The sequence below is a fragment of the Streptomyces sp. Root431 genome (genome assembly GCF_001426585.1).
GTDB classification, from domain to species: Bacteria; Actinomycetota; Actinomycetes; order Streptomycetales; family Streptomycetaceae; genus Streptomyces; species Streptomyces stackebrandtii.
This window is the reverse complement of sequence record NZ_LMEI01000006.1, coordinates 367,934-382,108: the sequence shown is the minus strand read 5'-3', so window position 1 is coordinate 382,108 and position 14,175 is coordinate 367,934. Positions and strand designations below refer to the sequence as shown.

At 71.1% G+C, this 14,175-nt stretch carries 9 protein-coding genes; all 9 read right to left on the bottom strand.

The window, feature by feature from the left end; genetic code table 11:
* Positions 1–20 precede the first annotated feature (20 nt).
* Complete coding sequence (locus tag ASC82_RS06175) at positions 21–977, bottom strand: LLM class flavin-dependent oxidoreductase (protein WP_056642679.1); 957 nt, start codon at positions 975–977, stop codon at positions 21–23.
* 47 nt (positions 978–1,024) lie between these two features.
* Positions 1,025–3,844, bottom strand: coding sequence for a type 2 lanthipeptide synthetase LanM (lanM, locus tag ASC82_RS06170; protein ID WP_056642676.1), 2,820 nt, complete (start codon positions 3,842–3,844; stop codon positions 1,025–1,027).
* Positions 3,841–6,006: a peptidase domain-containing ABC transporter gene (locus ASC82_RS06165; RefSeq protein WP_056642673.1), complete on the bottom strand. Its 2,166-nt coding sequence runs from the start codon at positions 6,004–6,006 to the stop codon at positions 3,841–3,843. The genes lanM and ASC82_RS06165 overlap by 4 nt, the downstream gene beginning before the upstream one ends.
* Before the next feature lie 234 nt (positions 6,007–6,240).
* Positions 6,241–6,414, bottom strand: a complete 174-nt coding sequence (locus ASC82_RS30550) for a class II lanthipeptide, LchA2/BrtA2 family (protein ID WP_167346869.1) — start codon at positions 6,412–6,414, stop codon at positions 6,241–6,243.
* Between the two features lie 227 nt (positions 6,415–6,641).
* Positions 6,642–7,379 (bottom strand): ABC transporter permease subunit, encoded by a 738-nt coding sequence (locus tag ASC82_RS06160; RefSeq protein WP_056642671.1) that lies wholly within the window; start codon positions 7,377–7,379, stop codon positions 6,642–6,644.
* A complete protein-coding gene (locus ASC82_RS06155) occupies positions 7,379–8,293 on the bottom strand; it encodes an ATP-binding cassette domain-containing protein (protein WP_056643341.1) in 915 nt (304 codons plus the stop codon). Before ASC82_RS06155 ends, ASC82_RS06160 begins: the two co-directional genes overlap by 1 nt.
* A 55-nt stretch (positions 8,294–8,348) precedes the next feature.
* A complete protein-coding gene (locus ASC82_RS06150) occupies positions 8,349–10,490 on the bottom strand; it encodes a peptidase domain-containing ABC transporter (RefSeq protein ID WP_056642669.1) in 2,142 nt (713 codons plus the stop codon).
* Positions 10,490–13,429: a type 2 lanthipeptide synthetase LanM family protein gene (locus ASC82_RS06145; protein WP_056642665.1), complete on the bottom strand. Its 2,940-nt coding sequence runs from the start codon at positions 13,427–13,429 to the stop codon at positions 10,490–10,492. Before ASC82_RS06145 ends, ASC82_RS06150 begins: the two co-directional genes overlap by 1 nt.
* A 102-nt stretch (positions 13,430–13,531) precedes the next feature.
* Positions 13,532–13,702 carry a plantaricin C family lantibiotic gene (locus ASC82_RS06140; protein ID WP_017237622.1) on the bottom strand — a complete coding sequence of 57 codons (171 nt, stop codon included), beginning with the start codon at positions 13,700–13,702 and terminating at the stop codon, positions 13,532–13,534.
* Positions 13,703–14,175 lie beyond the last annotated feature (473 nt).

Below are 14,175 nucleotides of genomic sequence, written 5' to 3'. Positions count from 1 at the left end.
CCGCACCGTGACCGACCCGGTCACGGTGCGGCCTTCAGAATTTCGTAGAGGTCGGAAGCGGCGGCCCGGGGTCCGTGCACCGCGCCGACCCCGGTGACGTTGAGGACCACCTCGTCCACGCCGAGCGCCCGGTAGGCGTCCAGCCGCTGGTGGATCTCCTCGGCCGTCCCGTAGAGGAAGATCCCGCCGTCCACCAGGGCGCGGACGTCGTCGGGCCCGCCGTCGCCGGTGATCCGGATTCCGGCCCGCCGCAGGACGGCCTGGTAGTGGGGGAACTGGATGTGCCCCCCGCAGGTCGCCCGCAGCAGTTTCGCCATGTCCCGGTCGGGGCCGGCCAGTGCCACCGGGACATAGGCGGTGACCTTGACCGGCTGCTCCGGACGCCGCTCCTTCGCGCTCCGCAGAGCCGGGATCAGAAACTCCTCGAGGTACGCCGCCGAGGCCATCCAGGTGATGGCCACATCGGCGAGTTCTCCCGCGAGTTCGGCCATCCGCTCCCGCAGGACGCCGAGGCCCAGCGACACCTCCGGCTTGTGGAACGGCATGAGCTGAGCCTTGGCGGAGAAGATCTCTCCCTCGCGGTCGCTGATCCCGCCGTCCAGCAGGTCCCGGACGATGGTGACGTACTCCCGGCAGGCGGTGAGCTGACTGGGGTAGGGCCGTCCCATGGCGCAGGTCTGCGCGGCGAGCGAGCCCGGACCGTAGCCGGCCACCACCTCGTGCCCGGTGGCCAGCGCCACGGACCGGGCCTCGATCGCCGCGTTGTACGGCGAGCGGTAGGGCATCAGCGACACCCCGAACCCGGCGGGCACCCTGATTCCGGAGCCGGCCAACCAGCTCACGATCTGATGGCTGTCGAGAACGAGACCCTGGCCCTGCCACAGCCGGGCGGCGCCACCCCATTTGACGAGGTTGGCGAAGGGGATCACCTGCTCGGGGCGGGTGGCGTTGACGGGGAGGAGGATCGAGTGCCGCATCCCGGCAGCCCTTTCGACGAGTGGTGGAGCGGACGACAGGCGGGTGGTCAGCTCCGGGAAGGCGCGGACAGTTCCAGCGGGAGGCGCAGACCGGCCGGGTCCGCGCCGCTGAGCAGGGCATCGACCATCAGGTCGGTGTCGCCCACGCCGGCCCAGCCGAGCATGTAGCCGATCAGTGAGGTCCGGCCGGCCGCGCCGGTGAAGTAGCCGTCCTCGCGGATCCGGCCCAGGACCTCGGTCTGATGGGCGGCGGCCCGCTCGAACAGGTCCGCGCGTCCCAGGGTGCGGCCCGCGCCGATCAGGCACTGGACGACGCCGCTGCTGCCGTGGCAGACGGAGAGGTCCACGGCACGGCCGGGCGCCAGGGCGGTCGCCCGGCCGACCAGATCGGCCAGCCGGGACTCGGTCAGCCAGTCCTGCCGGCCCGCCGCGGCCAGGATCTCCGAGCCGGCCAGCAGCATCCCGGCAGCACCCTTGCACCAGCCGTGCTCCGCCGGGACGCCGTCCCGCTCCCAGCGGCCGATCAGCCAGTCCGCCGCCTCCTTGGCGGTGCGCTCCAGTCCCAGAACGGCTCCGGTCCGGGCGGCCGCCCAGCGCAGTCCCAGTTCGCCGTGGGCCAGGTCCGACCAGTGGGTGTCCCGCTCCCTGCCCAGGTGGGACAGGGTCAGGTCGGTGAGCCGCTCGACCGTCGTGGCGTCGGCGGGGAAGGAGGAGCCGTCGCGGCGGAGACGGTCGAGCAGGACCATCAGCAGCCCGGCCGGGCCGTTGGAGAGGTCGGTCTCCAGCTCGCCTTCCGCCGCGCGGTCCTGGAGGGCCCGGAGCAGGTCGGCCAGCCGGGCGGAGGCGGTCTCCGGGTCCTCGGGGCGGACCAGCAGAAGCGAGGCGGCCCCCGTGAACACCGACTCGGGGCGCTGAAGCAGCGCCTCTCCGTACTCGGCGAGCAGGGTCGTGAGCCCCCGGTCTGCGCTGCCGGCCGGTCCGGCCAGGCTCTCGTCGCGGGCGGCGGCGCGGTTGAGGAAGGAGACCACACCGGCCGAGTCGTGGAAGGAGACGAAGTTGCCCGGAGTGATGGTGGAGGCGTCGCGGTCCGGGCCGATGCCGCCGACCCATCCGCACTCCTCCTGCCCGCCGGGAGCGGTGACCGGCACCCTCACCTCGGCGATCCGGCCGGCGATCGCCCGCCACCAGGCGCCGGGACGGGCCCCGGCCAGCAGGTGCCTCCCGAAGACCCCGGAGGCCGAGAGCCCGCCGGGCGTGTCCTCGCCGCACAGCTCGCCGAAGCACTCCTCCAGCAGGAAGTGGTGGTAGGCGTCGGTGCGGGCCGCGTTGTGGGCGACGCCGCGCCGGGCGAAGTCCAGCGCGGTCGCCGAATACACCCCGGGGGTCGACCCGTTGGCCGTGCCGAGCGCGTCGGAGTCGCCCCGGGTGACGAAGTACGGCACGTTGCCGCCGTGCAGCGAGGCGCGCTCCGCGTCCGCGGCGAAGCTCTCCGCCTCCGGGGACAGGTAGTCCTGGTGCATCTTCAGGAGTCCGAACAGCCGCTCGGCCTCCTTGGGGTCCACCAGGTACTTCGGGTGGGTGGAAGCGTCGATGAAGCGACCGTAGATCATGGTGGAGCGCAGCAGCAGCCGCACCGGCACCCCGGGGTGGGCCTCCAGGACGCGGGTGACGGCGCCGTCCCGCAGAGCGGTCAGGGCCGCACGGCAGCCGGCCAGGATGGCGTCGAACCAGTCGGTGGCGATCAGGTGCGTCTCGCCCAGCCGGGGCACGTTGTCGCCCTGCCGGTAGTTGAAGGGCTCCCGTGACACCGAGATGGCGTCGGTTCCCGGGTCGCGGATCACGGCGCTGGTCATGGACGACGGCTGGTCGCCCGCCACCCCGACGCCCGCCATGATGAAGTCGACCGGCGAGGTCGGGTTGACCATCGGCACCAGCATCGTGGAGGCGACGGACAGCTTGGTGTGGTTCATCAGCGCGTCGGGGAGCGACTCGTCACCCACCCCGGCGTCCGGCCGGAGCATGGTCTCGGTGTCGATGACGCACGGGTGCTCGCCGCAGGCCAGCAGGTTCTCGTCGTGCAGGTCGGTGGCGCCGATGGAGCCGAACAGCACCGCCAGCGCGCCGATCCGGTAGAAGTAGCGGGCGGGCTGGTCCGCCTGCTCCATGGCGGTCGGCACGGTGAACTCCTGCCAGCCGTGCGTGCCCACGGTGAACGACCGGGGGACGCAGCGGGACAGCGGGTGCTCCAGGTACGGGTCGACCGCCCGGTACAGGTCGCGGACGAAGTCGTCCGCGGTGAGCGGCCGCGGCTTGAACACCAGCCGGGTTCCGTTGGCCAGGTGGAGAATGTGTACCTGCCGGCTGTCGTTGTGCAGGTCGGAGCCGCTGGGCGAGATCGCGGACAGCAGCCGGCCGTCGTCGCCCGGCTCGCCGAGCAGTCCGGCCTCCGCCAGCAGCGGGTGGTCGTCGGCGAAGGCGGTGAGGAACTCGCGGTAGGCGTCCAGGGAGTGGGACAGCATCGCGGTCAGTCGCCGCCGCAGCACCGGGAACTTCTCCAGCAGGGCGTCCGGGGCCCCGGGCTCCCCCAGACGGGCCGTGAAGCGGCGCAGGGCGGTGTCGCCGCCGGACTCCATCGGCAGGCCCAGCTGCTCGCGGAAGGCGTGGAACTCGCCGATGAGCATCCGGTAGGACTGCGTCTCCACCGTTTTCAGCAGGGCATCGTGGACCTGGTCCAGCACGCTGTCGCGGCGGTCCGGGACGGCAGCCCGCAGCAACGGCTCGCGCAGCTCCTTCTCGACCGCGGTCCGGGGGACCACGTGGGAGTAGAAGGGGAGGAAGGCCTCGATGGCCACCATGGTCTCGCTCATGCCCCGGCACCTTCCACGAGCAGTTCGGCCGTCCGGCCGGCCCCATCGGCTGTCGCCGCGTACAGGTCCCGGTACACGCTGCCTCCGTCCATGAGTTCTGAATGTGTTCCTTGCTCGACGATCCGTCCCTGGTCGAACACGTAGATGAGGTCGGCGGACTCGATCGTCGACAGGCGGTGCGCGATGACGATCTGGGTGGCGCCGATTCCCTCGATCAGCCGGGTCACCCGGCGTTCGTTGACCGTGTCCAGGGAGGCGGTGGCCTCGTCCATGACGAGGATGGACGGCCGTTGCAGGAGGGTGCGCACGATCGCCAGCCGCTGCCGCTGCCCCCCGGAGAAGTTGGAGCCCATCTCGGCGACCAGGGTCTGCAGACCCATCGGCAGGTCGTCGAGGAAGTCCAGGATGCCGGCCTCGCGGCAGAACTCCCGGACGGTCTCCTCGGGGATGTCCTGGCCCAGGGTGAGGTTCTCCAGGATCGACCGGTTGTGCAGGTGGACCTCCTGCGGGATGTAGCCGATCACTCGGCGCAGGGAGTCACGGTCGTACTCGCCGGCGTCCCGGCCGCCGAAGCGGACCACGCCGGAGGTGGGTTCGTGCAGGCCGCAGACGATCCGGGCCAGCGTGCTCTTGCCCGACCCGGAGGCGCCCACCAGGGCGACCCGGGCGCCGGCCGGGATGTCCATGGTGACGTCGCGGACCACCGGTTCGCTGTGCCGGGTGTAGCGGAAGGACACCTGGTCCAGTTGGACGGAGGCGGACTCCAGCTCCTTGCGGTCACCGCCGGGGCCCTCGGGCTCGGTCCGGGTGATGTCGCTGAGGCGGGACATGTAGCGGCTGGTCTCGGTGAACTCCGCGTACGCCTGGAACACCGAGGTGGAGATCGCGAAGTAGGTGGCGGCGACGGTCTGCACCGCGATCGCCCCGCCGATGCTGATGGTTCCCCGGCCGACGAAGTAGAGGCTGGCGAGCAGCAACAGCAGCGGCCCGAACATCTGGATGGTGGCCGCCACACCCGTCACCCGGCCCTGCTGCAGCCGCATCCGCGCCTTCATCGCGTCGAGGGAGGCGGCGTAGGTCTCGCGCCAGGTGTCCAGGTACTGGTCGGCGTAACCCCCCATCTTGATGGTCGGGATGGAGACGATGGCGTCCAGCTGCAGCGACTGGCTCCTGCCCAGGTGGGTGATCTCCATGTCGACCGCCTCGAGCACCCGCAGCCGGGTGGCGGCCAGATAGCCGGCGTTGGCCAGCACCAGGGCGAGCGCCATCAGCCCGAGCCGCCATTCCACGTACAGGAGGTAGCCGCTGACGCAGACCATGGTGCCGACGTCCAGCACGCCCTGGGCGACCCGGGAGGAGAGCATGTCGCGGACGGCGTTGACGCTGCCGAGCCGGAAGAGCAGCTCGCCGGGCTGACGGGTGGTGAAGAACCGGTACGGCAGCAACAGCAGCCGGGTGAAGGCGTGATCCATCAGATGCCGCCCGAGCACCGACACCAGCGAGGACAGCAGCAGGATCCTCAGGAGGTGCAGCAGGTAGTAGCCGACGGCGGCGCCGGCCACCATGCCGATGACCCACAGATGGTCGCCGAGTTCCGTCCAGCCGGAGAACCGGTCCACGGACCATTCGGTGAGCAGCGGGATCCCCAGCACCGCGGCGTAGGCGGCCAGCGACAGCGCGCCGACACCGGCCATCCGGCGCCCCGCGCCCTCGGGCAGCAGGGGCATCGTCCGCCAGTCGGCGAAAGGCCGGCGGCGCAGCCGGCGGAACGCGGGCCCGGGCTCGGCGGTGAGGACCACGCCGCTGAAGTGCCGGGCGAGTTCGTCCGAGGTCATCCGGCGGCGGCCGACGGCCGGGTCCATGACGACGGCCTGATCGCCGTCGAAGCTCTCCAGGACCACGAAGTGGTGATCGTCCCAGAAAAGGATCACGGGCGAGTCGAACCGCGTGAGCGCTGCGACGCTCCGGGCGCTCAGCAGCCGGCTCCGCATGCCGCGGGACTCCAGGAACCGCGCGAGCTGCCGGGCGCTCAGGCCGTCCCGTCCCGCGTCCATGTCCTCGCGGACCTCGGAGAGGCCTTCGTCCCGCCCGTAGTAACGGAGCAGGGCTACGCAGCAGCACAGACCGCACTCGGTCTGGGCGACCTGGGTGACGGCCGGCACGCGTCGCGCGGTCCGACGTGATTCCGGGCGAGCGCCCATGGCTACCGCACCTCCGGGTTGTTGGACGTCGGGCAAGGAGAGGGGCTTGCGTTGACGGGGCGTCGGACGGGGCGGGAGACCGGGAAGCCCGGCGCGGGCCGTCGGACCTCGGTCCGGCCCACCCCCACCCCGTCCGTCGCGACCGACGCGGCGGTCCGGTTCAGCGAGCCGCGCGTATCAGAGCCGTCAAGGGCTTCAGCACTGGCTGGTGCACTTGGTGGTCGGGCAGGCGGAGGCGGACACCAGGGTCGCCACGGCGGTGACGATGGCGCAGCTCCAGGTGGTACCGCCGTACACGTCCGCCTCGCCCATCTCGACGAGCTCGAACTCGTCGTAGCCGCCGAGGACGTCGGCCTGCATCTTCTCCATGGTGTTCTCCTTCTCGATTTACTCCCGACACGCGCCCGGAAATCGTCTGGCGAAATACGGAACGCGTACCCCTCCGCCTTCGGAGGACGCCTCCCAGTCTGTCCGCCCTCAATTCGTCGAACGCATAGACCTGAAGCCTTTGTACGCACACGCTGAAATGCATCGGGAAATGCGATGGGCCCCCACGCATTCGCGTGGGGGCCCGTTCACGGGGTGTGAGGCGCGCCTCAGACATCCCGCCGCACAGTCATCCCGTGTCCGAGCGCCACCGCCCCCACCGTCCACACGGCGAGCACGCCCAGACCGGACCACGCTCCCAGTACCTCGTCGCCGCCTGAGCCGCGCAGCACCATGCCCCCCGCCACATCCGGCAGGAACCGTGCCACCTCCCCGACCCCCGGGATGTTGCTCAGGATCGTGGAGAGCATGAAGAACAGCGGAAGCAGAAGGGACAGCGCCGCCGCCCCCGACCGCAGCAGCGTCGCCACCCCCATGGAGAACGCCACCAGCAGCACCGTGTAGAGCACCGCCCCGGCCACATGTCCCGCCGTGGCGAGTCCCGCCGGCGCCCGGTGCTCCCCGATCCCGCTCTGCACGATCAGGAAGGCCGGCACCACGCCCACCACCGCCAGCACCCCGGCGACCAGGCTGACGAGACCCACCTTGGCGTAGTAGAACCGGGCCCGGTCGGGGACGGCCAGCAGACTGCTCCTGATCGACCCCGACGCGTACTCGCCCGTCACCGCGAGAATCCCCATGATCACCAGAACGATCGTCCCGAGCGGTACGGCCGACAGGCCGAGCCCGACCGGGTCGAAGCCCGGCGCCGTCAGCTGCCTTTCGCCGGGAACCATCCCGTAGACGAAGGCCAGTCCGATCATCAGGGCGAGATAAACCGCCGGGGACCATTTCGGAGACCGCAGCGTCGTCAATTTGACCCATTCCGCGGCCACGGCGTGCTTCATCAGAACCCTCCCGTCGGAGCCCGGTATTCAGCGTGTTCCTGAGTCAGCTTCATAAACGCTTCCTCGAGCGAACCGGCGGAAGCGGTCAGCTCGAAGACGGCGATGTTCCCCGCGCTCGCGACAAGCCCGACCCTCTCCACGGACGCCCCGCTCACCGTCAGCGTCGCGTCGTCCTGCCGCACGCAGTCGATGCCCTGCTCCCGCAGGGCCCGCCTCATCCCTTCCGGATCGGCCACCCGGGCCAGCACCGTCCTGTCCGAGTGCGCGGCGATGAACGCGTCCACGGGGGTGTCCGCGAGCAGCCGGCCCCGGGCGACGACCACCAGATGGTCGGCGGTCACCGCCATCTCGTTCATCAGGTGGGAGGAGACCAGCACGGTCCGACCCTCCGCGGCCAGCCCCCGCATCAGTTCCCGTATCCACCGGACGCCCTCGGGGTCGAGCCCGTTGACCGGCTCGTCGAACAGCAGCACCTCGGGGTCGCCGAGCAGCGCCGCCGCGACGCCGAGCCGCTGCCCCATGCCGAGGGAGAATCCACGGACCCTCTGCCGGGCCACCGCGAGCAGGCCGACCCGGTCCAGGACCTCGTCGGCCCGGGTCGCGGGCAGGCCGTGGGAGGCGGCCAGCACCCGCAAGTGGTTCCGGGCACTACGGCCCGGGTGCACGGCCCTGGTGTCGAGCAGTGCTCCCACCCGGGTCAGCGGGCGCGCCAGGCTCCGGTAGGGGACGCCGAGGACGGTGGCCCGGCCCGCGGTGGGCTCGTCCAGACCGAGGATCATGCGCAGGGTGGTGGACTTGCCGGCGCCGTTGGGGCCGAGGAATCCGGTGACCTTCCCCGGGGTCACGGAGAACGACAGACCGTCCACGGCGACCTTCGCGCCGTACCGTTTGGTGAGGTTCTCGACCTCGATCATCACAGCACCTCTCGTTCCTGAACGGTCGAGACCGCACGGCCGTGTCCACCGGCCCTCATACGGCGCCCGCCACCGGCTCCGCGTACAGCCCCGCGTACACCCCGCCCAGGGCCAGCAACTCCTCGTGCGTCCCCCGCTCCACGATCCGGCCGCGGTCCAGGACGTGGATCAGGTCCGCGTCCTGGATCGTCGCCAGCCGGTGCGCGATGACGATCTGCGTGGCGCCGGTCTCCGCGATGATCCGGGAGACCCGCCGCTCGTTGGCGGTGTCCAGCGAGGCGGTCGCCTCGTCCAGGACGATGATCCGCGGCCGCTGCAGCAGTGTCCGCACGATGGCCAGCCGCTGCCGCTGCCCGCCGGAGAAGTTGGAGCCCATCTCGGACACCAGGGTCCGCAGCCCCATCGGCAGTTCCTCGACGAAGTCGAGGATCCCCACGGCCGCGCAGTACTCCCGGACCGTGGCCTCGTCGATGTCCTGGCCCAGGGTCAGGTTCTCGAGGATGGTCCGGTTGTGCAGGTGCACCTCCTGCGGGACGTACCCGATCTGACCGCGCAGGAAGTCGGTCCGGTAGGCGCTCATGGGGCGGCCGCAGAACTCGACCGCCCCTCCGGTCGGCTGGTGGAGCCCGCAGACGACGCGCCCGACGGTGGACTTGCCCGAACCCGACGCGCCGACGAACGCCACCTTCGCGCCGGCCGGGATCTCCAGCGACACGTCCTCCAGCACCGGCCTGCTGTGCCGGGTGTAGCGGAACGACACCTCCCTCAGCCGTATCGACGTGTCGTGGAGTTCCGTGAGGGGCCCGCCTTCCGGCTCGCTCTCGTACGCCGTGATGTCGCTCAGCCGGCTCACGTAGCGGGAGGTCTCGGTGATCTCCGTCAGCATCTGGAACACGGACGTGCTCAGGGCGAAGAAGGTGCCCGCCACGGCCTGCACGGCGATGGCCGAGCCGATGCTCACCGTCCCGCGCGACACGAAGTGCAGGCCGGCGAGCAGCAGCGCCAGCGGGCCGAACATCTGCGTGGTGGCGGCGATTCCGGAGATCCAGCCCTGCTGGATCCGCATCCGGGTGCGCATCGCGTCCAGCGAGGCGCTGTAGGTCGCCTCCCATTCGTCGGCGAACCGGCCGGCGTAGCCGCCCATTTTGATGGTGGGGACGGACACGATGGCGTCGAGCTGCGTGGACTGGGAGCGGGAGAGCAGCGCGAGCTCGGTGTCCGTCACCTCTTTCACCCGGTGCCGGCTCAGCCACAGGAAGCCGCCGTTCAGCAGGAACAGCGCGAGCGCCAGAAGGCCGATGCGCCACTCGGTGACGAACAGGTAGACGCCGATGCAGGCCAGGGTCCCCACGTCCAGGACGCCCTGGGCGATCCGCGAGGACAGCAGGTCCCGGACGCTGTTGACGGTGTTCAGGCGGAACAGCAGCTCGCCGGGCTGCCGGGTGGCGAAGAACTTGAAGGGCAGGGAGAGCAGTCTCCTGAAGACATGGCTCATCAGGTGATGGCCCGTCACGGCGATCAGCCCCGCCAGCGCGGCGGTGCGCAGCATCCACAGCAGCAGGTAGCCGATCGCCGCCGCCGCGACCGCCCCCGCGATCACCCCCGTCTGGGACAGGTCACTCCAGGCGTCGTCCCGGTCGACGGCCCATTTGGTCAGCGCCGGTATGCCCAGCACCGCCGCGTAGGAGCCCAGCGAGAGCAGGGCGACCAGGGCGATCCGGCGGCCCGCCCGGGCCGGGACCAGCGGCAGCGACCGCCAGTGCCGGAAGGCGGGGAGGGACTGCCGGACGAAGTCCGGGCCGGGAGAGGCCGCGATCACCACCTGGGAGAAGCCGGCCTCCAGCTCGTCGCGGGTGAGGCGCTTGCGGCCCACGGCCGGGTCCATCACCCAGGCCGTCGTACCGTCGAAGCGCTCCAGGACCAGGAAGTGGTAGTCCTCCCAGAAGAGGATCACCGGCTCGGTGAAGCCCCGCAGGGCCTCCACGCTCCGGGCCCGGAACGCCTTGACCTCCATGCCTCTAGAGCGCAGGAAGTCCGCGAGCTGCTTGGCACCGAGGCCGTCCCGGCCGGCCTCCAGGTCCTCCCGCACGGTACGGAAGTCCTCGGTGCGGCCGTGGTACCCCAGCACCGCGACGCAGCAGCACAGCCCGCACTCCGTCTGGGTGACCTGGGTGACGGAGGGAACCCGGAGGCCCATCAGAGGGCTCCGTGCCAGATGGGCGACACCCGGGGCCGCGCGTCGTCGAGGCGTCCGAGCAGGTGCAGCAGCACACCCGAGGAGCCCACCATCGCGCTGTCGGTGTGCGCGTAGCGGGAGCCGGTGGCGGCGAGCTTCTCCGCAATCACGTCCGGTCCCAGCCGGCGCGCCTCGACGGCGTCGGCCCGCTCCGACAGTTCCTGGTCGTCGCCGGCGATCCGGCGGACCACGTCGATGTTGCCGAGGTCGCCGTGGCACCAGGTGAGGTTGCGTCCGAAGCCCTGCCGGAAGGTGTTGTCGAGGGCCGCCTCCAGGCGCTCGGCGGCCCGCTCGTCCGCCGTCCTGGCGGTCACGGCGGACAGCGCCATGGCGATGCCGGCGGCGCCGTGGCACCAGCCGGTCGAGAACCGGCCCGGGAAGGCGGAGTTGGTGGACCAGTTCCGCTCCTGGGGTACGTAGAAGGACTCCAGGCGGTCCGTCAGGACGCCGATGGCGGCGTCGACGCGGTGTCCGGGGCGGTCGGGCAGCGTGGCGAGGGCGTGCAGGACTCCCGCGACGCCGTGCGCGAAGCCCGACTGCTCCCACCAGGAACCCGACGGTTCCTCCACGTGGCCCAGCAGCCGGCCGGTGAGCCCGTCCAGGGCGTCGAGGCTGTGGTCGCCGCCGATCGAGGCGATCATCGTGGCGATGCCGGAGATCCCGGAGATCACCTCCGGGGTGTTCTCGGGGCCGAGCTGCTCCACGACCAGCGGCACCGCGTCCTGTGCCGCCTTGACCCAGCCCGGCTCCCCCAGGATTCGCCCGGCCTCGCACAGGGCGAACAGCAGGCCGGTGGTTCCGGTGTAGGCGCCCGCACCGCTCTGCCGGATGCTGCGCAGCTCGTAGACGCCGTCGGTGAGGATGCCGGCGCTGCGCTCGAAGACCTGGCGTGCCACCCGCTCGTAGCGTTCCTCGCCGAAGTGGGCCGCGGCCGCGGCCAGGGCCAGCGCAGGGCCGGTGCGTCCGGTGTACAGGTCGTACCCCAGCACGCCGGAGGGCCAGGGCCTGGCAGCTTGCGCGGAGGCCAGCGGGCCGATCCAGGTGGCGGGGAGATGACCGTACTGGTCGGGGAGGCTGCCCGCGGTCAGGGCGTCGGCCAGCGACCGGGCGAGCCGCTCCAGGCCGGTGCGCTCTCCGGTGGAGGCCCGGCCGTTCCAGGCGGTCCCGCCGGAGAGGTGGTTGTCGGGGAAGCGGGAGCAGAAGGCCGAGTGGAGCAGCCGCAGCTGCCGCCTCACCGCCTGCTCGTCGAGTGCCCCGGCCTTGGCCAGCGCCCGGGAGAGCGGGGTGCGGTCGAGCCGGACGCCGGTGTCCTCGCCGTCGCAGTCGTGGACGGTGGTGCCGGTGGCGGGCACGGTGAAGTAGGGGACGTCCCGTTCGGCCATCTGTCGCAGTTCCGAGCCGACGAGCCTGCGGTCGGAGAACCGGGAGGGGATGGCGATCCTGTGGAGCAGGGCCTGGGCGAGCGCCGGGTCGGCCATCGCGGCGGCGGAGGCCGCCATTCGCAGGATCTGCGCGTACTGCGACGTCGGGTTGTGGATGTAGCGGAGGCGCATGGCCGGAGCGAGCCCCTCCAGCAGGGTGGTCCACCAGGAGGGCCGGCGCATCACCGCCTCGCAGACCTGCCGGAACCCGTCGGCCATCTGACCGGCGAGCCCGTGGATCTCCTGTTCGGTGCTCTCCCGGACCACGGTGGAGCGCTGCTCGGACGGGCGGGCCTGGAGGTGGACCCGGATCCGGTCGGTGAAGGGGTGCTCGAAGACCATGGTCTTGAAGGGGGAGACGCCCTGGTTGTCGCCGCCGAGGAAACCGAGGTCGACGTAGCCGGAGTCCTCGTTCTTGCCGGCCAGGACCAGCGGGAGGATCCCGATGCCGTAGACGCTGCGGCCGATCTCGTCGTACGCGTTGCCCTCGGCCTCCGGGGTGGGGCCGGTGTGCACCCGGGAGGGGTGCAGCAGCGTCTCGAGGTCGATGGCCACCGGGCCCAGGCGGGTGGGCAGGATGTTCTCGAAGTGCATGTCCCGCGCGTCCAGCAGGTAGAACACGGCGGCCAACTGGCCGCAGGCCCGCATGAACGGCACGCTGAATCCGCCGATGTCCTCCTGTTCGACGTACTCGACGTACCCGTACCCGTCGCGCACCAGGGTGCGGGCGGCGGGCAGTGCGCAGTCGGCCTCCGCGTTGACGCGCTCGACGACGGTCTCGAAGGCCGCCTCGCAGGAGACGTCCCGGGGCTTGTAGACCAGGCGGGCCCCGGAGGCGAACGTCAGGATGCTCACCGCCCTGCCGTGGGCGTGCGAGTCGCCGTCGGCCCCGCCGATGGACAGCAGCGGGTCGCCGGGGGCGATGCCGGAGAACCGGAACACCTCGTCCCGGTCGGCGTGGAGGCGCCGGACCAGTTCGCGCGCGGCCTCGCGGGCGTTGCGCACCACATGGCCGGCCGCGGAGCGGAGCACCGGGAACGGCTCCAGGGCGTCTCTCCACGCCCGGGTGACGAAGTCCTGGTAGCGCTCGTCCGGGGTCGCCCCCCGCAGCAACCCGTCGGTGGAGGCCTTGTTGACCGCGGCGACCAAGGTACGGGTCGCCACGTCGCGGAGCCGGGCCTCGGCCCGGCCGAGTACCTGGAGCGTGAAGGCGTCCGGGTCGGCGACGGCCACCGTGAGGTCCTCGGGGAGGAGCCGGCCGGCAGTCGGCAGTGCCAGCTGCCGGATCACGCGCTGGAAGGGATACTCCTCCGGCTCCAGCGACCAGGCGAGCGCGGCCGGCGAGGGGGCCTCTGGAGCGACGTCGGACGGAGCCGAGAGCTTGACGTGGACGGCGGGCGCGAAAACGCCGAGGGGCTCGATGGTTTCGCGGATTTCGACGCTGTCGAGTTCTGGGTAAAGATTCGCGGGCGAGATCAATGCTCCGGCTCCCTGCGCGGACGATGATAGATTTTCACGTTGCGCCGGGGGCGGGGAGCATGAGCCGCTCCCCGCCCCCGGTCCGTGCCCGGCCCTTCGGGCTCAGTTGCAGTTGGGCTGGCACTCCTTGGTCAGCGTGCACCAGCCGCCCTGGTTGCCGAGGAAGTCGGACAGCGAGAACGTGTTGGTCGAGCACGCGCCATAGGCGACGCCGTCGAAGTCCTGCTCCGCGATCTCCTCGATGAGCGAGATGTCACCGTCGAAGTTGTTCATGTGAATTCACATCCAATCCGGCCGCATTTACCCAATAGGCCATTCTGCGGAAGAACTTCGGCCCATGGCTCGTCGCCCGGCTGAGCGACGAGGGAAAGCTATGCGCGTCGATAGCCAGTCCACAACCCATCGGCCGCCCGGCGGGGCACTGAAATACGTTTCCGGCGATGCCGCGGGAGCCCCTGGTGACGCCGTTGAGCTGCGGCTTCGATGCCATGTGGCCGAATCCTGCCAGGATGCTGGCAACTTGGTGCAGTTCATTTCCCGGCGGATTCGTGCGCGGTCGTATGCGCGACCGGATGCACTGGATATGCGCGTCGAATAGGGGGCCGAATGCGATCGGCCAATTTCCGCTCGCGACACTTTCACGGCCGTAGATCATCTCCGTGACACGGCCGGCCGGTCCGCGCCGGGCAGGAGGGGATACACCGCCCGGCACACCCTTCGAGAGGCCGGCGGAGGCGAAGAACCGG